Origin of the sequence: Streptomyces sp. NPDC021096 (genome assembly GCF_040641275.1) — a bacterium.
Lineage (GTDB): Bacteria > Actinomycetota > Actinomycetes > Streptomycetales > Streptomycetaceae > Streptomyces.
On sequence record NZ_JBFADG010000006.1, the window covers coordinates 163079 to 181447 of the forward strand.

Consider the following 18369-nt stretch of genomic DNA (forward strand, 5'->3'; position numbering starts at 1 on the left):
CCGGTGGTGGCGTGCGGCCCATGGCCGCGGGCCGGACGGCCCTACCCGGACCCGAGCGGGCGCGCGCAGGGGCACCGCGCGCCCCGTGCGACAATGGTCTAGACAACCAATATCGACTTGAAGGGCAACACCATGGTTGAGCGCCGCGTAAACGTCGGCTGGGCCGAGGGCCTGCACGCCCGGCCCGCGTCGATCTTCGTCCGTGCGGCGACGGCCGCGGGCGTCCCCGTGACGATCGCCAAGGCCGACGGCAGCCCGGTCAACGCCGCGTCCATGCTCGCCGTGCTGGGCCTGGGCGCCCAGGGTGGCGAGGAGATCGTCCTCGCCACCGAGGCGGACGGTGCCGAGGCCGCGCTCGACCGTCTGGCCAAGCTGGTCGCCGAGGGTCTCGAGGAGCTCCCCGAGACCGTCTGATCCACCGGGCCCGCGTCGATTGACGCGGGCCGCTACGGGGCCGCGGCGGCCGACTCGGGGCAGCCGCAGCCCCGTTGTCGTAACCGCCGTGAATTCCCGGCCGCTATTCCCGGCGAATAGCGGCTCATTGTTAAGAACGTGCGCCCGCCGTGTTTACGGATTGTTTCGGGCCCGGCACCCGGTCCGCTTCCGCGGGCCGCCACTGCCGGAATTTCCCGGGCGAACGGCCGGCCCGGGCCACGGCCAGGGTCCGCGCCCGCTCGGCGTCCCCGCGGGCCACGGCGTCCACCAGCGCCCCGCACGCCTGCCAGCTCTCCAGCGGCCTGACGGGCGGCTCGGCCGCGTACACCCAGGCGATCTTGCGCCGCAGCTGGGTGAGCAGCGCCGCGAGGCTGGGGCTGCCGGACGCCTGGGCGAGGGTCTCGTCGAACCAGTCGCCCAGCGGGCGCAATTCGCTGGTCCGGCCCGTACGCGCGCGCTCCTGGCCGAGGCGTACGAGCCCCCGCAGGACCTTCAGATGGGCCTCGGTGCGCCGCTGGGCGGCCCGGGCGGCGCCCAGCGGCTCCAGCAGGGCACGGACGTCGAGCAGATCGGCGGCCTCGCGCTCGGTGGGCTCGGCGACACAGGCGCCGGCGTGCCGCCGGGTGGTCACGAAGCCCTCGGAGGCCAGGGTGCGCAGCGCTTCGCGCACCGGCACCCGGGAGACGCCGTAACGGCGGGCCAGGAGTTCCTCGACGAGCCTACTGCCGGGAGGAAAGGCGCCGGAGACGATGTCGTCGCGGATCGCCGTGCACACGGCGTGCGCGGAAATGCCGCCCCTCCGGTGCACGCCCTCGTCATCGCCGTTCACGTACGGCCCCGCATGGGTGTACCTCCGACTTATGACTTAACCCCCGTGAATCACGGCCGATTGACGCCCGTTCAGCGACTCTATTGCAATCGGGTGGGATTTCCGATGGGTGGGCCGGTTCATGGATATCTTTTGGCCAAACACGAAGGCCCCGGCCAGGGGCCGGGGCCTTGCGTGAAGAACGGTGCCGCGATGCGGTCCTACAGGCTGACGCCATGGGCGCTCATGTAGGCGATCGGGTCGATGTCGGAGCCGTAGGTGGCACCCGTGCGGGCCTCGAAGTGCAGGTGCGGGCCCGTGACGTTGCCGGTGGCACCGGAGAGGCCGATCTGCTGGCCCGGGGTGACCGTCTGGCCGACGGAGACGTCGAGGGACGACAGGTGGGCGTACTGGGTGTACGTGCCGTCGTTGTGCTTGATGACGACGTTGTTGCCGTACGCGCCGCCCCAGCCGGCCTCGACGATGGTGCCGGCGGCGACCGCGTGGACCGAGGTGCCGGTCTCGGCGTGGATGTCGATGCCGGTGTGGCTGCCGGAGGACCACAGGCCGCTGGAGGCCTTGTAGGAGGTGGAGACGTAGGAGCTGTCGATCGGGCTCACGTAGGTGCCCAGACGCTTGCGCTCCTCGTCGCGGGCGGCGCGCTCCTTGGCGGCGCGCTCCTCCTCGATCTTGCGCTTGGCCTCTTCGGCGCGCTGCTTGGCCTCGGCGGCCTTCTGCTTGGCCGTGGCCTCGGCCTGGAGGCGGATGGCGGCCTCGTCGGCGGCGCTGCGCTGGGTCTCGGCCTGGGCGTCGACGTTGCCGGCCATGACGTCACCCATGACGATGGCCTGCGTCAGGCCGGTGTCCTCGGTGCGGTGGCCGTCGTCGGTGGAGGCGAAGGCCGGGGCGGCGACGCCGGCGACCACGCCTGCGGCGGTGAGGGTGGCTATGCCCGCCACATTGGCGCTGACGCGCACGGCACGACTCGGACGACGGTGCTTACCCATGCCTGGGCGATCCTTTCCTTCCTTCTCGCCTACCGGGTTAGCTGACGGGTTCGGAGCAGGAAGGTCTCCTACGGCTCCCTCGTGAAAGGGACCCGATTCACCCCAGGGACGTTTGGGTCCCCGGCTCCCCTTGGCTGGTGCCTCGGGAACTCGGCGATGGCTGCCCGGGACCGCGGTTGCGGCTCCGATCTGACGGACTGCCGCCCTGACGCTAATCCGCGTCGGATTCGAACGGCAAACAGAACGGCGCTTTTATGACCTACGCCACACGACCAACGTGCAACCACTGCATGAAATTGGACATAAGGGAGGCGCGTGTGCCTCTTCGGGCTCACGCGCCTCTCTTGTCCGCTCATATCCGGCACGGGGCACGGGAATACGGCGGCTGAACCTCCGTCAGGCAGGTCCGTCAGGCGGGGATGACGGTCACCTCGCCGATGCCGAGCGCCTTGACCGGCTCGGCGATCTCGGCCGCGTCGCCGACGAGGACGGTGACCATGCGGTCGACGGGGAACGCGCTGACAACGGCCGCGGTGGCCTCCACCGTGCCGGTCTCCGCGAGGCGTTCGTAGAGCCCCGCCTGGAAGTCGTCCGGGAGGTACTGCTCGACCTGGTCGGCGAGGGTGGCCGCGACGGCCGCCGCCGTCTCGTACTTCAGCGGTGCGACGCCGACCAGATTCTGCACGGCGACGTCGCGCTCGGCCTCGGTCAGGCCCTCGGCGGCCAGCGTCCGCAGCACCGCCCACAGGTCCGCCAGCGCCGGGCCGGTGTTGGGGGTGTCCACGGAGCCGCTGATGGCGAGCATGCCCGTGCCCGCGGCGCCCTGGGACGGGGGCACCGAGCGCAGCACCTGGCCGAAGGCGCGGACGCCGTAGGTGTAGCCCTTCTCCTCGCGCAGGACGCGGTCCAGGCGGGAGGTGAGGGTGCCGCCGAGGCAGTACGTGCCGAGCACCTGGGCGGGCCAGACGCGGTCGTGCCGGTCGGATCCGGCGCGGCCGATGAGCAGCTGGGTCTGGACGGCGCCGGGGCGGTCCACGATCACGACGCGGCCGGTGTCGTCCGCGGTGACCGCGGGGACGGGCCGGGGCTCGGCGCTCGATCCGGTCCAGGCGCCGAGGGACTCGGTGAGGGCCTGGTCGAGGTCGACGCCGGTGAAGTCGCCGACGATGACGGCCGTCGCCGTGGCGGGGCGGACGTGGTCCTCGTAGAAGGCGCGCACGGCGGCGGCGTCGATGCGCTTGACGGTCTCCTCGCCGCCCTGGCGGGGGCGGGAGAGCCGGGAGGTGGCCGGGAAGAGCTCGGCGGACAGCGCCATGGCGGCCCGGCGGGCGGGGTTGGCCAGCTCGTGCGGGATCTCGTCCAGCCGGTTGTTCACGAGGCGCTCGACCTCGTTCTCCGGGAAGGCCGGGGCGCGCAGGGCGTCGGCGAGCAGGCCGAGGGCCTTGGCCAGCCGGGAGGCCGGGACCTCCAGGGAGATGCGCACGGCGGGGTGGTCGGCGTGCGCGTCGAGGGTGGCGCCGCAGCGCTCGAGCTCGGCGGTGAAGTCCTCGGCGCTGAGCTTGTCGGTGCCCTCGGAGAAGGCGCGCGCCATGATCGTGGCCACCCCGTCCAGGCCCTCGGGCTCGGCCTCCAGGGGCGCGTCCAGGCTGATCTCGACGGCCACGACCTGCTGGCCGGGGCGGTGGCAGCGCAGCACGGTCAGGCCGTTGGGCAGCCGGTCGCGGTCGGGGGCCGGGAACGCCCAGGGGGTGGCCTGCCCGGGCTCGGGCTGCGGGTGGAATTCCATCGTCGCGGTGGTGCTGGATGCGGCGTCGCTCACCGGTCCGTCTCCTCTTCGTTCTGGTCGGCGTCGCCGTCGGACTGGGGTGAGGTCGGCTCGTACACCAGCACGGCCCGGTTGGCGGGGTGCAGGCGGGCCTTGGCGACGGCCTGCACCTCCTCGGGGGTGACCTCCAGGACGCGCTGCACGGCACTCAGGGCGAGCTGCGGGTCGCCGAACAGGACGGCGAAGCGGCACAGTTCGTCGGCCCGGCCGCTGACGGTGGCGAGCCGGTCCAGCCACTCGCGCTCCAGCTGGGCCTGGGCGCGCTCCATCTCCTGCGGGGTCGGCCCGTCGACGGCGAAGCGGGCCAGCTCCTCGTCGACGGCGGCCTCGATCGCGGACACCTCGACGCCGCCGGACGCCTTGACGTCCAGCCAGCCGAGGGAGGGGGCGCCGGCCAGGCGCAGCAGGCCGAAGCCGGCGGCGACGGCCGAGCGGTCGTGGCGGACCAGACGGTTGTGCAGGCGGGAGGACTCGCCGCCGCCGAGGATGGTCAGGGCGAGGTCGGCGGCGTCGGCCTCACGGGTGCCGTCGTGCGGGAGGCGGTAGGCGGCCATCAGCGCACGGGAGGGCACCTCCTCGCGCAGGACCTGGCGCAGCTCCTCGCCGATGGTGTCGGGCAGGGAGCCGTCGCGCGGGGGCTGCTTGCCGTCGTGGGAGGGGATGGAGCCGAAGTACTTCTCGATCCAGGCGAGCGTCTGCTCGGGGTCGATGTCGCCGACGACCGAGAGCACGGCGTTGCCGGGCGCGTAGTACGTGCGGAAGAAGGCGCGCGCGTCCTCCAGGGAGGCGGCGTCCAGGTCGGCCATCGAGCCGATCGGGGTGTGGTGGTACGGGTGGCCGTCGGGGTAGGCCATGGCCGTCAGCTTCTCGAAGGCCGTGCCGTAGGGCACATTGTCGTACCGCTGGCGGCGCTCGTTCTTGACGACGTCGCGCTGGTTCTCCATGGACTCGTCGTCGAGCGCGGTGAGCAGCGAGCCCATCCGGTCGGCTTCCAGCCACAGGGCCAGCTCCACCTGGTGGGCCGGCATGGTCTCGAAGTAATTGGTGCGCTCGAAGCTGGTGGTGCCGTTGAGCGAACCGCCGGCGCCCTGCACCAGCTCGAAGTGGCCGTTGCCCTTGACCTGCGCCGAGCCCTGGAACATCAGGTGCTCGAAGAGGTGGGCGAGGCCCGTGCGGCCCTTGACCTCGTGGCGCGAGCCGACGTCGTACCAGAGGCAGACGGCCGCGACAGGGGTCAGATGGTCCTCGGAGAGCACGACCCGGAGGCCATTGGCCAGGCGGTGCTCGGTCGCTGTCAGGCCGCCGGAACCGGCCTGTTGCGTGGCCGTGTGACCCATGGGCATGTACGTCCCTTCGATCTCTTGAGATCTCGCGGTGCCTCGCGACGACTCGCGTGATGAACAGTGCTGTCACTGTATGCAAGCGCGCTGACATCTGGCGAAGTTCCCGGGCCCTCGTAACCCGTACCGGACGGGTCGCGGTCGGGGTTGTCAGTGGCGCGGTCCACAATGGTCGGCGTCAGACCCGCCTCGGCAATCGATCGAAGGAGCAGCAGCCGCGATGGCCCGCCGCAGCACGAAGACCCCGCCGCCGGAAGAGTTCGAGGAGCGCATCCTCGACATCGACGTCGTCGACGAGATGCAGGGCTCCTTCCTCGAGTACGCCTACTCGGTCATCTACTCCCGCGCCCTGCCCGACGCCCGGGACGGGCTCAAGCCCGTCCAGCGCCGCATCCTGTTCCAGATGAATGACATGGGGCTGCGCCCCGAGCGTTCGTATGTGAAGTGCGCCCGGGTCGTCGGCGAGGTGATGGGTAAGCTCCATCCGCACGGCGACGCCTCGATCTACGACGCCCTGGTGCGCATGGCGCAGCCGTTCTCCATGCGGGTGCCGCTGGTCGACGGGCACGGCAACTTCGGTTCGCTGGGCAACGACGACCCGCCCGCGGCCATGCGGTACACCGAGGCCCGGATGGCGGCGGCGACGTCGCTGATGACGGAGTCGATCGACGAGGACACCGTCGATTTCTCGCCGAACTACGACGGCAGCGAGCGGGAGCCGGTCGCCCTCCCGGCCGCGTATCCGAACCTGCTGGTCAACGGCACGACCGGCATCGCGGTCGGCATGGCGACGAACATGCCGCCGCACAACCTCGGCGAGGTCATCGCCGCCGCCCGGCACCTGATCAAGCACCCGGGCGCCGATCTCGACACGCTGATGAAGTACATCCCGGGCCCCGACCTGCCCACGGGCGGCCGGATCGTCGGCCTGGGCGGGGTGCGCGACGCGTACGAGACGGGCCGCGGCACCTTCAAGATCCGGGCCACGGTCGCGGTGGAGAACGTGACCGCCCGCCGCAAGGGCCTGGTGGTCACCGAGCTGCCCTTCACGGTCGGCCCGGAGAAGGTGATCTCCAAGATCAAGGACCTGGTCGGCTCGAAGAAGCTCCAGGGCATCGCCGATGTGAAGGACCTCACCGACCGTTCGCACGGCCTGCGTCTGGTCATCGAGATCAAGAACGGCTTCAACCCCGAGGCCGTGCTGGAGCAGCTCTACAAGCTGACGCCGATGGAGGAGTCCTTCGGCATCAACAACGTCGCGCTGGTGGACGGCCAGCCGCTGACGCTGGGCCTCAAGGAGCTGCTGGAGGTCTATGTCGACCACCGCTTCGAGGTGGTGCGCCGGCGCAGCGAGTTCCGGCGCGGCAAGCGGCAGGACCGGCTGCATCTGGTCGAGGGTCTGCTGGTGGCGCTCGTCGACATCGACGAGGTCATCCGAATCATTCGATCGAGTGAGAACGCGGCGGCGGCCAAGGCGTCACTCGTGGAGCGCTTCTCGCTCTCCGAGGTGCAGACGCAGTACATCCTCGACACCCCGCTGCGCCGCCTGACGAAGTTCGACCGGATCGAGCTGGAGTCCGAGCGGGACAAGCTCAACGGGGAGATCGAGGAGCTCACCCGGATCCTGGACTCCGACACCGAGCTCCGCAAGCTCGTCTCCTCCGAACTGGCGGACGTGGCGAAGAAGTTCGGCACCGACCGGCGCACGGTGCTGCTGGAGTCGGCGGGCGCCCCGGCCTCGGCGGTCCCGCTGCAGGTGGCGGACGACCCGTGCCGGGTGCTGCTCTCCTCCACCGGGCTGCTGGCCCGTACGGCCACGGGCGAGCCGTTCCCGCCGGGGGCGGGCGAGACCAAGCGCGTCAAGCACGACGTGATCGCCTCGGCGGTCCCGGCGACGGCCCTGGGCGAGGTGGGCGCGGTGACGTCGGCCGGGCGGCTGCTGCGGCTGCGGGTGATCGACCTGCCGCAGCTGCCGGAGACGGCGGCGGCCCCGAGCCTGTCGGGCGGTGCGCCGGTCTCGGAGTTCCTGACCACCCTGGCGGACGGCGAGCGGGTGGTCTGTCTGACGACGCTGGACGAGTCCTCGCCCGGCCTGGCGATCGGCACGGAGCAGGGCGTCGTCAAGCGCGTGGTCCCCGACTATCCGGCCAACAAGGACGAGTTGGAGGTCATCTCCCTCAAGGACGGCGACGCGATCGTCGGCGCGGTCGAGCTGCGCACGGGCGAGGAGGACCTCGTCTTCGTCACCGACGACGCCCAGCTGCTGCGCTACCAGGCCTCCCAGGTGCGCCCGCAGGGGCGGCCGGCGGGCGGCATGGCGGGCATCAAGCTGTCGTCCGGCGCGAAGGTCATCTCGTTCACGGCCGTCGACCCCGCGGAGGACGCGGTGGTCTTCACGGTGGCCGGGGCCCGCGGCGGTCTGCCGGGGGCGGCATCGGAGGCGACGGCGAAGCTGACGCCGTTCGACCAGTACCCGCGCAAGGGCCGGGCGACGGGCGGCGTGCGCTGCCAGCGGTTCCTCAAGGGCGAGGACTGCCTGGTCCTGGCCTGGGCGGGGGCCGCACCGGGCCGCGCGGCGGCCGCCAACGGCACCCCCGTCGAGCTGCCGGACGCCGATCCGCGCCGTGACGGTTCGGGCACGCCGCTGCTCAAGCCGGTGGCCGCGGTGGCGGGGCCGGTGTAGGTCGCGGGCCCGGCGCGCGGTCCGGGCCGGCCCCGTCGGCCGGCTCAGGACTGCGCGTACCGCAGGACGCCCCACATGCTGTGGCCGGCGTCCTCCCCCTCGGTGGGCAGCGCGGTGTCCCGGCAGGCGTCGAGCCGGTCCCACAGGGCCCGGGCGTCGATGCCGCTGCCGATCATGACGAGCTGGGTGGCGCGCTTCTCGGAGCGCGCCCATGCCGAAGGGTAGAAGCGCAGGAAGTCGCCGACGGCGTGCACCGCGTACTTGTTCCTGTGCCCGGCCACGCCGAAGTGGACGAAGCCCTTGATGCGGTAGAGGCCCTCGGGCCTGCTGTCGAGGAACTCCATCAGCCTGCGCGGATGCATGGGGTCGTCGGATATGAACTCGACGCTCTCGTACGCGGCGTGCAGGTGGCCGTGGTGGTCGTCCTCGTCGCCCGTGCACAGGTCCTCGAAGGACAGCTGCCGGATCGCCTCGTTCCGTTCCTCTTTCGGCTTGCGGTCGAACAGCAGGTCCGGGTCGATGCGCCCGTAGGACGCCGTCACGACGGGCGTACCGGGGGCGAGCTCCGCGAGCGTCGCCGTGAGGCTCTCGCGCGCCTCGTCCCCGATCCGGTCGGTCTTGTTGAGGACCACGAGATCGGCGATGCCCACGTGCCGGTCGAGCTCCGGGTGCCGCTCCCGCGTGCCGGAGAACTCCGCGGCGTCGATCACCTCGACCAGGCCGCCGTAGACGATGGCCTTGTTCTCGCTGGCCAGGATCATCCGGATGATCTCCTGCGGCTCGGCGAGCCCGCTGGCCTCGACGACGATGACGTCGATCCGTGCCGCCGGGCGGGCCAGCCGGTCCAGGAAGCCGTCCAGCTCGCTGGTGTCGACGGCGCAGCACAGGCAGCCGTTGCCGAGGGAGACCATGGAGTCGACCTGTCCGGCGACGTTCATCGCGTCGATCTCGATGCTGCCGAAGTCGTTGACGATCGCCCCGATCCGACTGCCCCCGCTCCGCCCGAGAAGGTGGTTGAGCAGGGTCGTCTTGCCTGAGCCCAGGAAGCCGGCGAGGACGATGACCGGGATCTGTCGCTTGGCCAAGGGGGGCGCCTCCATCGTCGGTCGAGCGGGTCGTTCGCCCGTCCCAGGATAGGGGCGGGCGGCGCATCGGCCCCCGGGCACCCGTGGACCGCACCCGCATGCACCCACTCCGCGCGCCACGGGCAACCAGTCAGGTTAGGCTTACCTACGTGAGCACGTGCGCGACTGCTTCCCGCCTGTTGACCGAGCCGCTGGCCGGCACCGCCGCGACCGCGCGGACATGGCTGCTGATCGAGCAGCCGGGCCCGTGGGGCGCCGACGCGCTCACCTCCAGCCATCTCGATCCCGCCGTCGGCCGCGCCCTGGAGGAGGCGGCCGCGGGCACCGGCGTACGCGTCGCGCTGATCCGCCGCCCGGGACGGCACGCGGACTGCCACGGTCCGTCCACCCAGCGGGTCTTCGCCGCCCACACCGCGCCGGGCCGCTCCTGGATCCGTACGGCCGTGCTCGGCGACCCCGCCGCGCTGCTCGAGCTGGACCTCGCGGCGCTGGGCGCGGGCGAGCACGCCGGGCTGTGGGAGGAGTACGACGGGGATCCGCTGGCCCTCGTGTGCACCAACGGCAAGCGCGACCGCTGCTGTGCGCTCCTGGGCCGTCCCCTCGCGGCGGAGCTGGTCGCCTCGGGCGGTACCGAGGTCTGGGAGGTCACCCATATCGGTGGTCATCGCTTCGCGCCGACCCTGTTCGTCCTGCCCTACGGCTACGCCTACGGGCGGGCCACCGCGCACGCGGTCAAGGACGCGCTGGAGGCGGCGCGCGACGGCCGCATCGCCACCGCCAACTGCCGGGGCCGCTCGGCGTGGGAGCGCCCCGGCCAGGCCGCCGAGCTGGCGGTGCGCGCCCTGACCGGCGAGGAGGGCGCGGACGCCCTGGACGTCACCGCGACCGAGGGTGCGGCGCCCCGCTGGACGGTGACCGTCTCGCACACCGACGGACGCGCCTGGCGGGTCGAGGTCGAGCAGGGCGCGGCGGAGCCGCCCCGCCCCGAGAGCTGCGGCAGGGCGCTGGGCACGCCCGCCCGCATGGACGTCGCCGCCATCACCGCACTGGCGTGAGCCGCGGACGCCGCGCCCCGCGCGGCCGTCAGTCCTTCTTCTTCACGAACTCCGTGGTGTAGGTCTTGCCGAGGTCCACCGAGCCGCTCTTGAGGTTGGGGTTGAAGGCCTTGAGGACCTCCAGGACCGTCTTCGGCCCGTCGGCGGGCATCACGCCGTCCTTGGTGAACATGGGCAGGGTGCTCTCGATGGACTTCGCGTAGAGCTCCTTGCCGCCCTTCGCGTAGTCGGCGGGCATCTGCTCCACGATCTCCTCGGGCGTGTGCTCCGACATCCACTTCAGGGTCTTGACCATGGCGTTGGCGAGCTTCTGCACGGTCTCCTTGTGGCTGTTGACCCACTCGGTGTTCATGTACAGGCTCGACGCGGGGTAGAGGCCGCCGAGCGCCGCCCTGGACCCCTCGGGGGTGCGCATGTCGACGAGCACCTTGCCGAGGTCCTTGGCGAGGACCTGGGCGACGGTCGGGTCGGTGGTCATGCCGCCGTCGATGGCCCCCTTCTCGAGGGCGGAGATGAAGGTCTGGCCGGCTCCGACGGCCACCGGCGTGAAGTCGCTGACCTGGACGCCGTTCTTCACCGCCAGATACTTCGTCAGGAAGTCGGTGGAGGAGCCGAGTCCGGTGACGCCGAGCTTCTTGCCCTTGAAGTCCTTCGGCGAGGCCAGGCCGGACGCGGCCTGCTTGGAGACGATCTCCACCTCGCCCGGCGTCTGGGCCAGCTGGACCACGGACTCCACCTGCTTGCCCTTGGCCTGCAGGTCGAGCGTGTGGTCGTAGAAGCCGACGACGCCCTGGACGTCCCCGGACACCAGTGCGGTGGTGGCCTGCACGCCCGCGGGCTCGCTCAGCAGCTTGACCGACACGCCCTCCTCCCGGAAGTAGCCCAGCCGCTGGGTGAGCACCGCGGGCAGGTAGATGACCTTGTCCAGGCCACCGACCATGATCTTGACCTGATCACCCTTGAGCGCCTCGGTTCTGGAGCTGTCGACGGAGGAGTCGTCGGCACAGCCGGCGAGGGACAGGCACATCACCCCCGCGACGGCCGCCGCGGAGATCTTGGCGATCTTGCCGAACGTACGCATGGATCCGTTCCTTACGATCGAAGTGGGGCACAAGCGGGGGGTGTGGGGGTGGTGGGGGTGGTGAGACTTGCGGGACGGGACAGCCGTAAGGACGTCAGTGCCCGCCGCCGGACCCGCCGGGCTTCCAGCGGAAGAGGCGCTTCTCCGCGAAGGTCAGCAGCCCCTCGGCGAGGAGGGCGACGACGGCGAGGATGACCATCGCCGCGTACACGCCGGCCGAGTTGAACGTTCCCTGCGACTGGGCGACGAGCAGGCCGATGCCCTGCTCCGCCCCGATGAACTCGCCGACGATGGCACCGATGAGGGCGAAGCCGAAGCTGACGTGCAGGCTGGTGAAGATCCACGAGGTGGCGGAGGGGACCACGACCTGGAGCGTCACCCGGCGGTTGCTCGCGCCCAGGATGCGGGCGTTGGCGACGAGGTTGCGGTCGACCTCGCGCGCCCCCTGGAAGGCGTTGAAGAAGACGGGGAAGAACACCAGCACCACGGCCGAGGCGACCTTGGACGCCGGCCCGAGGCCGAACCAGATCAGGAAGATCGGCGCGAGGACGATCCGCGGCACCGCGTTGAGCACCTTGATGAACGGGCCCAGGACGTCGGCGAGGAAGCGGACCCGGCCCAGCACGATGCCGAGCACCACGCCGGCCGTCACACCGACGACCCAGCCGAGCAGGGCCTCGTAGAGCGTGCACCAGATCTGCTCCCCGAGCGAGCCCTGCGGGGTGCCGTGCAGCGTCCACTGCGCGATCTGGTCCCAGATCTTCGACGGCATCGAGAAGTTGAACGGGTCGATGGCCTTGGTGCGGGCGAGGATCTCCCAGGCCGCCAGCAGCGCGGCGAGCAGCAGCACGCGCGCGCCGAGCACCATGAGGCGGCGGTTGCGGGCGGCCTTCGCACGGGCCCGGGTCCGGCCGGTGTTCTGCTTCAGGGCGGTGTAGGCACCGACGGACTCGGCGGACTCAAGCGACATTGGAGGCACCCCTCTCGCGGGTGATGCGGACTTCCTCGCCGAGGGAGGACCAGATCTCCCGGTAGATCTCGATGAACTCCGGCTCCAGGCGCACGGATTCGACCCTGCGCGGCCGGGGAAGGGGGATCGGGAAGATCTCCTTGACGGTGGCCGGGCCGGCAGTCATCACCACGACCTTGTCGGCGAGCGCGATGGCCTCCTCCAGGTCGTGGGTGACGAAGACGACGGAGGCGGCGGAGGTGGCGCCGGAGGCGGTGCCGCCGCCCCACAGCTCCAGCAGTTCGTCCGACATCAGCGCCCTGGTCTGCACGTCGAGCGCCGAGAACGGCTCGTCCATCAGGAGGATCGCCGGCTCGTTGACGAAGGTCTGCGCGAGCGCCACGCGCTTGCGCTGCCCTCCGGAGAGCTGATGCGGATAGCGGTCCTCGAACGCCGCGAGCCCCACCCGCCCGAGCCAGTCACGGGCCCGCTCGCGCGCCTGCGCCTTCGGCACACCGCGGAAGCGCGGTCCGGCCATGACGTTGGACAGCACCGTGCGCCAGGGGAAGACCGCGTCCTGCTGGAAGACGAAGCCGACTTCGGGCCTGATGCCCTTCACCGCCTCGCCGCCGACCAGGACTTCGCCCTCGGTGGGCTCCTCCAGGCCGCTGACCAGGGTGAGCGTGGTGGACTTCCCACATCCGGTCGGGCCGACGACGGCCACGAACTCGCCCCGGGCGACGGTCAGATCGAGATCGCGCACGGCCGTGTGCGACGCCCCGGAGGGCGTACGGAACACCTTGCTCGCGCCCCGCAGTTCGATCGCCGCGACGCCGCCCGGCGGGATGTCCGGTGAGTTCGCGGGGGGATTGCCGCGTGGGGTGCCGCTGTTCATCCGTCTTGCCTCCGGTGCCCGGGTGTTTCGGCCCCGCGGTCCCGTGCGGGGCAACCGGTGCTGGAGGTTAGGAGTGGCGCAGGCCACAGGGGCAGTCTTGTGAGCGCTGTGCGACTTGAGCGCACGAAACCTGTTCTGCTCGTTTTGCTCGCGATAGAACAACAAATGCGACACGAGGGCGACACAAGAGGCCATCGTCCGGCTACGTTCGGTACACATCAACGGCGTTCGCGATCATGCAGCGGTCTGTGTGCTGAGGGCGAGCCGCCGTTCGTCGGTGAAGGGCGTTCGCGTCGGCCGGCGGCCCCAGGACGACGGATCGAAGACGAAAGGGACACGCATGCGCCTTTGGTGGCCCCGCCGCGTCTTCGCGCAGGTGCTCTCCGTCCAGCTCCTGATCACCACGGGCGTCATCGCCCTCACCGCCGGACTCTTCCTGCGGCCGCTGGGCGCCCAGCTCGACGAGCAGGCCCAGCACCGGGCGCTGGCCATCGCCCAGGCCACCGCCGCCCAGCCCGGCATCGCCCACGCCGTGCTCGCCGGCCGACCCGGCCCCGACGGCCCGGTCCAGGCCGCCGCCGAGCGCATCCGCCTGGCCACGGACGCCAGTTACGTCGTGGTGGTCGACACCCGCGGCATCCGCTACTCCCACACCACCCCCGGCCGGATCGGCCGGCACGTCAGCACCGACCCCGGCCCCGCCCTGACCGGACACGAGTGGACGGGCATCGAGAACGGCACCCTCGGCCGCTCAGCCCGCGGCAAGGTACCCCTGCGCGACACGGAGGGCGCCATCGTCGGCGCCGTCTCCGTCGGCATCGCCTACGACGACGTGCGCGACGTCCTGCTGCACGCCCTGCCCGGCCTGCTCCTGTACGCCGGCGCCGCGCTCGCGGCCGGCGCGCTGGCGGCGTTCGCCGTCTCGCTGCGGCTGCGCAAGCGCACCCACGGCATCGAACTCTCCGAGATCTCCGCGCTCCTCGACGAGCGCGAGGCGATCCTGCACGGCATCCGCGAGGGCGTCGTCGCGCTCGACCGGCGCGGCCGCGTACGGCTGGTCAACGACGAGGCCCAGCGCCTGCTGGGCCTCGGCCCGGACGCCATCGGGCAGTCGCTGGACGCGGTCCTGCCGCCCGGCCGGACCACGGACGTCCTGACGGGGCGCGTGACCGGCACGGACCTGCTCACCGTGCGGGACGGGCGGGTGCTGGTCGCCAACCGGATGGACACCACCGACGGCGGCACCGTCGCCACGCTGCGCGACCGCACGGAACTCGAGCAGCTCGCCCGGGAACTGGACGGCACGCGCGGACTGACCGAGGCCCTGCGCGCCCAGGACCACGAGCACGCCAACCGGCTGCACACCATCGTCGGCCTGCTCGAGCTGGAACTGTACGAGGAGGCCGTCGAGTTCGTGGCGGAAGTGACGGGAGCCCACCGGGCCACCGCCGAGCAGGTCACCGAGCGGGTGCACGAACCGCTGGTCAGCGCCCTGCTGGTGGGCAAGAGCGCGGTCGCGGCGGAACGCGGCGTGGCCCTGCGGGTGAGCGGTCGGACGCACCTGCCCGACGGGGTGGTGGACCCGCGGGACCTGGTCACGGTCCTCGGCAACCTCGTCGACAACGCGCTCGACGCGGCCGGCCGGCACCGGGCGGACGCGTTCGTGGAGGTCGACGTGCGCACGGTGGGCACCACGGCCGTGGTGAGCGTCGCGGACAACGGCCCGGGCGTGCCGGCCGAGGTGCGGGAGCTGGTGTTCGCCGACGGCTGGTCCACCAAGAAGGCCGAGGCCCCGCACCGCCCCCGTGGCCTGGGCCTCTCCCTCGTGCGGCGGCTGGCGGAACGGTACGGAGGCTCGGCCCGGGTGGCCGAACGGGACGGAGGCGGAGCGGTGTTCACGGTGGAGCTGCCGGAGGCGCTGCGTCCGGCGAGCCGGACACCGAAGGCCCCACGATCCCTCGAAGGAGTGAGCAGGTGATCGACGTCATGGTCGTGGACGACGACTTCCGCGTCGCCGAGATCAACGCGGCGTACGTGGCCCGGGTGCCCGGCTTCCGGGTGCGGGCCACGGCCCACAACGCGGCGCAGGCGCTGGCGCTGCTGGAGCGCGGCGGCATCGATCTGATGCTGCTCGACCACTATCTGCCCGACGAGACCGGGTTGTCGCTGGTCCGCCGCATCCGGCAGCAGGGCCATCACACGGACGTCATCATGGTCACCGCCGCCCGCGACATCACGACCGTGCGGACGGCGATGCGCTACGGCGCCCTGCAGTATCTGGTGAAGCCGTTCTCCTTCGCGGGCATGCGGGTGAAGCTGGAGGCGTACGCGCGGCTGCGCCGGACGTTCGAGGGCGCCGAGGAGGCGGAGCAGGACCAGGTCGACCGGATCTTCGGTGCCCTGCGCACCGCCTCGGCCGCCACGCCCCTGCCCAAGGGCCATTCCGCGCCGACCGCGGAGCTGATCCGGCGGGTCCTCTCGGACGCGGCGCAGCCGCTGTCGGCGCACGAGGTGGCGCAGCGGTCGGGGCTGAGCCGGTCGACGGCCCAGCGCTATCTCAAACGGCTGGAGGAGTCGGGCCGGCTCAGCCTGACGCTCAAGTACGGCGAGACGGGCCGCCCGGAGCACCGCTATGCCTGGTCGGGGCGCAACTGACCGTCCCCGGACGGCGGTCGGTCAGATGCGGGCGCAGTGCACGATCTGTATGCCCCGCTTGCAGGCGTGGACCATCGCGAAGCACTTGTTGCTGAACGTTCCTGTGGAGCCGTCGGAGAATCTGCAGCGCACCGGCTCGTACACGGTGGCGCAGACGTCGGGACACGCTGCGGCCACCTCGGCCACCTCGGTCTGCGGGGCCTGCGTGGCGGCGTGGGCGGGGGCGCTGAAGGTGAGTCCTGCCGCGCAGGTCAGCAGGAGGGTGGCGAACGGTGCGGCAAGCTTGCGCATGGATGGCTCCTTCGCTCGGCGTGCCTCACGTCTATCACCGGGCTTCTCCCGGGGGTAAGCCGGTGGCCGGGCTTCCGCCCGGCCGGAACCGGCCATCTCCCGTGGCCGTTTGCGAGGGGTGCCGCCGCCCGGTGCTCAGGCGGCCCCGGCGCCGGTGAGGGAGCGCACCTCGGCTTCCGCGTAGCCCGCGTCGTCGGCGGGTTCGGGGGAGGTGACGGTGCCGAGCCAGCCGGCGAGGAAGCCCAGCGGCACGGAGACCAGGCCGGGGTTCTCCAGGGGGAAGAGCCGGAAGTCGAGGCCGGGGAAGAGCGCGTCGGGGGCGCCGGAGACGACCGGGGAGACGAGCACGAGCGCCACGGCCGGGATCAGCCCTCCGTAGACCGACCAGACCGCGCCCCGGGTGGTGAAGCGCCCCCAGAAGAGCGAGTAGAGCAGCACCGGGAGGTTGGCCGAGGCGGCGACGGCGAAGGCGAGGCCGACCAGGAAGGCGACGTTGAGGTTCTGGGCGAGCAGTCCGAGCCCGATGGCGACCAGTCCGGTGCCGGCCGCGGCAAGGCGTGCGACGGCGACCTCACCGCGGGGCCCACGGCAAGCCCGGGCGCGGCCCGTCGGGTGCGTCCGGTCTCCGCGGCTCGCGCGGCGGCTCAGCGTGGCGTAGAGGTCATGGGCGACCGAGGCGGAGGAGGCCAGGGTGACCCCGGCGACGACGGCGAGGATGGTGGCGAAGGCGACGGCGGCGACCACGGCGAACAGGATCGTTCCTCCGGTGGAACCGGCGCCGCCGCCCAGCTCGAGGGCGAGCAGGGGCACGGCCGTGTTCCCGGCCGCTCCGGTGGCGCGCACCGCGTCGCTGCCGAGGACCGCCGCCGCGCCGAAGCCGAGGACGATGGTCATCAGGTAGAACCCTCCGATGAGGGCGATGGACCAGACGACCGACCGGCGGGCGGCGCGGGCGGTGGGCACGGTGTAGAAGCGGGCGAGGATGTGCGGCAGCCCGGCGGTGCCGAGGACGAGCGCGAGACCGAGGCTGATGAAGTCCAGCCGTGAGGTCAGGTCGTGGCCGTACTTCAGGCCGGGCGCGAGGAAGTCACGGCCGTGGCCGCTGCGGTCGGCGGCCGTGGTCAGCAGCGCGGAGAAGTCACCGTGGAAGCGGACGAGGACGAGGACGGTCAGCGCGATCGTGCCGCCCATCAGCAGCACGGCCTTGACGATCTGGATCCAGGTGGTGGCCCGCATCCCGCCCAGCGTGACGTAGACGACCATCAAGGCCCCGACGACGATCACCGTCCAGCCGCGGGCCCGCTCTCCGGTGCCGCCCAGCAGCAGGGCCACCAGGCTGCCCGCTCCGACCATCTGGGCGACGAGGTAGAGGACGGAGACGGTGATGGAGGAGATGCCGGCGGCGATACGGACCGGACGCTCGCGCAGCCGGGCGACCAGAACGTCGGCGAGAGTGAACCGTCCGCAGTTGCGCACGAGTTCGGCGACGAGGAACAGCACGACGAGCCAGGCGACGAGGAAGCCGACGGAGTAGAGCATGCCGTCGTATCCGTAGAGGGCGATGAGGCCGGAGATACCGAGGAAGGAAGCGGCGGACATATAGTCGCCGGCGATGGCGAAACCGTTCTCCAGGGGGGAGAACAGCCGCCCGCCCGCATAGAACTCCTCGGGCGAGCCCCGCCGTTCACGCCCCGCCCAGGTGGCGATGGCGAGCGTGACGACGACGAAGGCACAGAACAGAATGAGCGCGAGGCCCTGATGGGACCCGGTCAACGGATCTCACCCCGGCCCTGCGGCGAGCCCTGCTCCCTGACCTGCCCGGCGGTGATCGCGAGCCGCTGCGGCCGCACCCCGCCCTGCAGCGTCTCCATGGTGACCGCCCAGCGCAGCTCCATCGCCGCCGGGTCGCGGCGCAGCCGGGCATGGCGGGCATAGGTCCAGGTCAGCAGGAAGGTCGTGGCGAACTGGGCCAGCCCGGCGACCATCGCCACATTGAGCGCACCGGCCACGGGCCTGGCCATCACCCCCGGCGCGGCGATCGCCGCCAGCACATACGCCAGGTACCAGCCGAGGAACGCGGCGGTCATGGGAAAGACGAAGCGGCGGTAGCGACGACGCACTTCCCGGAACGCCACGCTGCGCTGGACCTCCCGGTAGATTCCGGCCGCGTCCCGTGCCTGCTCCGCCCCGGCCGTCCGCTGAACCGTTACGGCAACGCGCCCGTCGCTCTCTCTCACAGAACTCTCCTTGGTCGCCGACC

16 protein-coding genes and 1 riboswitch are annotated in these 18369 nt (G+C 71.7%); of the genes, 5 read left to right on the plus strand and 11 right to left on the minus strand.

The genetic code is table 11. The annotated features are described in order from the left end of the window. Window positions 1–132: 132 nt before the first annotated feature. Entirely contained in the window at window positions 133–414 is a 282-nt protein-coding gene (locus AB0G59_RS12335) for an HPr family phosphocarrier protein (RefSeq protein WP_360910698.1), read from the plus strand. A 130-nt stretch (window positions 415–544) separates the two neighbouring features. Here the strand turns inward: AB0G59_RS12335 and AB0G59_RS12340 are convergent, their stop codons facing one another. The 4 genes from AB0G59_RS12340 to AB0G59_RS12355 form a co-directional block, all read right to left on the minus strand. Beyond that, window positions 545–1264, minus strand: a complete 720-nt coding sequence (locus tag AB0G59_RS12340) for a GntR family transcriptional regulator (protein ID WP_360910700.1) — start codon at window positions 1262–1264, stop codon at window positions 545–547. Between the two features lie 200 nt (window positions 1265–1464). Further along, window positions 1465–2250, minus strand: coding sequence for a peptidoglycan DD-metalloendopeptidase family protein (locus AB0G59_RS12345; RefSeq protein WP_360910702.1), 786 nt, complete (start codon window positions 2248–2250; stop codon window positions 1465–1467). A gap of 11 nt (window positions 2251–2261) precedes the next feature. Then, window positions 2262–2416: riboswitch (cyclic di-AMP (ydaO/yuaA leader) on the minus strand. A gap of 243 nt (window positions 2417–2659) precedes the next feature. Beyond that, a complete protein-coding gene (locus tag AB0G59_RS12350; protein ID WP_360910853.1) occupies window positions 2660–4036 on the minus strand; it encodes a pitrilysin family protein in 1377 nt (458 codons plus the stop codon). A 29-nt stretch (window positions 4037–4065) separates the two neighbouring features. Beyond that, window positions 4066–5412, minus strand: coding sequence for a pitrilysin family protein (locus tag AB0G59_RS12355; protein ID WP_360910855.1), 1347 nt, complete (start codon window positions 5410–5412; stop codon window positions 4066–4068). 223 nt (window positions 5413–5635) lie between these two features. Between AB0G59_RS12355 and AB0G59_RS12360 the strand changes: the two genes are divergently transcribed. Next, a complete protein-coding gene (locus AB0G59_RS12360; RefSeq protein ID WP_360910704.1) occupies window positions 5636–8098 on the plus strand; it encodes a DNA topoisomerase IV subunit A in 2463 nt (820 codons plus the stop codon). 44 nt (window positions 8099–8142) lie between these two features. Here the strand turns inward: AB0G59_RS12360 and AB0G59_RS12365 are convergent, their stop codons facing one another. Next, entirely contained in the window at window positions 8143–9183 is a 1041-nt protein-coding gene (locus tag AB0G59_RS12365; RefSeq protein WP_360910706.1) for a GTP-binding protein, read from the minus strand. A 149-nt stretch (window positions 9184–9332) separates the two neighbouring features. On the opposite strand from AB0G59_RS12365, the gene AB0G59_RS12370 reads away from it, so the two are divergent. Then, a complete protein-coding gene (locus AB0G59_RS12370) occupies window positions 9333–10238 on the plus strand; it encodes a sucrase ferredoxin (RefSeq protein ID WP_360910708.1) in 906 nt (301 codons plus the stop codon). 28 nt (window positions 10239–10266) lie between these two features. Here AB0G59_RS12370 and AB0G59_RS12375 read toward each other — a convergent pair whose 3' ends face one another. The 3 genes from AB0G59_RS12375 to AB0G59_RS12385 all read right to left on the minus strand — a co-directional run bounded on the left by AB0G59_RS12375 (window position 10267) and on the right by AB0G59_RS12385 (window position 13163). Further along, on the minus strand, window positions 10267–11319 hold the full coding sequence (locus AB0G59_RS12375) for an ABC transporter substrate-binding protein (protein WP_360910711.1): 1053 nt from the start codon (window positions 11317–11319) through the stop codon (window positions 10267–10269). A gap of 94 nt (window positions 11320–11413) precedes the next feature. Beyond that, a complete protein-coding gene (locus AB0G59_RS12380; protein WP_360910713.1) occupies window positions 11414–12289 on the minus strand; it encodes an ABC transporter permease in 876 nt (291 codons plus the stop codon). Then, a complete protein-coding gene (locus tag AB0G59_RS12385; protein ID WP_360910716.1) occupies window positions 12279–13163 on the minus strand; it encodes an ABC transporter ATP-binding protein in 885 nt (294 codons plus the stop codon). Before AB0G59_RS12385 ends, AB0G59_RS12380 begins: the two co-directional genes overlap by 11 nt. 340 nt (window positions 13164–13503) lie before the next feature. Here AB0G59_RS12385 and AB0G59_RS12390 point away from each other — a divergent pair, with 340 nt between their 5' ends. After that, on the plus strand, window positions 13504–15141 hold the full coding sequence (locus AB0G59_RS12390) for a sensor histidine kinase (protein WP_360910718.1): 1638 nt from the start codon (window positions 13504–13506) through the stop codon (window positions 15139–15141). Next, entirely contained in the window at window positions 15138–15818 is a 681-nt protein-coding gene (locus AB0G59_RS12395) for a response regulator (protein ID WP_360910720.1), read from the plus strand. The genes AB0G59_RS12390 and AB0G59_RS12395 overlap by 4 nt, the downstream gene beginning before the upstream one ends. A 21-nt stretch (window positions 15819–15839) precedes the next feature. On the opposite strand, the gene AB0G59_RS12400 is transcribed toward AB0G59_RS12395, so the two are convergent. The 3 genes from AB0G59_RS12400 to AB0G59_RS12410 form a co-directional block, all read right to left on the minus strand. Beyond that, window positions 15840–16109, minus strand: a complete 270-nt coding sequence (locus AB0G59_RS12400; protein ID WP_360910722.1) for a hypothetical protein — start codon at window positions 16107–16109, stop codon at window positions 15840–15842. Between the two features lie 135 nt (window positions 16110–16244). Further along, window positions 16245–17882, minus strand: a complete 1638-nt coding sequence (locus AB0G59_RS12405) for a cation acetate symporter (RefSeq protein ID WP_360910725.1) — start codon at window positions 17880–17882, stop codon at window positions 16245–16247. Then, the gene (locus AB0G59_RS12410) at window positions 17879–18346 is read right to left on the minus strand and encodes a DUF485 domain-containing protein (protein WP_360910727.1); all 468 of its coding nucleotides are present in this window, start codon (window positions 18344–18346) and stop codon (window positions 17879–17881) included. Before AB0G59_RS12410 ends, AB0G59_RS12405 begins: the two co-directional genes overlap by 4 nt. Between the last annotated feature and the right edge of the window lie 23 nt (window positions 18347–18369).

What these genes read in the sequence shown, in the direction of transcription:
- AB0G59_RS12380 (WP_360910713.1), bottom strand. Translation starts at nt 12,289, where the DNA reads ATGTCGCTTGAGTCCGCCGAGTCCGTCGGTGCCTACACCGCCCTGAAG.
- AB0G59_RS12335 (WP_360910698.1), top strand. Translation starts at nt 133, where the DNA reads ATGGTTGAGCGCCGCGTAAACGTCGGCTGGGCCGAGGGCCTGCACGCC.
- AB0G59_RS12400 (WP_360910722.1), bottom strand. Translation starts at nt 16,109, where the DNA reads ATGCGCAAGCTTGCCGCACCGTTCGCCACCCTCCTGCTGACCTGCGCG.
- AB0G59_RS12360 (WP_360910704.1), top strand. Translation starts at nt 5,636, where the DNA reads ATGGCCCGCCGCAGCACGAAGACCCCGCCGCCGGAAGAGTTCGAGGAG.
- AB0G59_RS12385 (WP_360910716.1), bottom strand. Translation starts at nt 13,163, where the DNA reads ATGAACAGCGGCACCCCACGCGGCAATCCCCCCGCGAACTCACCGGAC.
- AB0G59_RS12390 (WP_360910718.1), top strand. Translation starts at nt 13,504, where the DNA reads ATGCGCCTTTGGTGGCCCCGCCGCGTCTTCGCGCAGGTGCTCTCCGTC.
- AB0G59_RS12345 (WP_360910702.1), bottom strand. Translation starts at nt 2,250, where the DNA reads ATGGGTAAGCACCGTCGTCCGAGTCGTGCCGTGCGCGTCAGCGCCAAT.
- AB0G59_RS12350 (WP_360910853.1), bottom strand. Translation starts at nt 4,036, where the DNA reads ATGGAATTCCACCCGCAGCCCGAGCCCGGGCAGGCCACCCCCTGGGCG.
- AB0G59_RS12355 (WP_360910855.1), bottom strand. Translation starts at nt 5,412, where the DNA reads ATGGGTCACACGGCCACGCAACAGGCCGGTTCCGGCGGCCTGACAGCG.
- AB0G59_RS12375 (WP_360910711.1), bottom strand. Translation starts at nt 11,319, where the DNA reads ATGCGTACGTTCGGCAAGATCGCCAAGATCTCCGCGGCGGCCGTCGCG.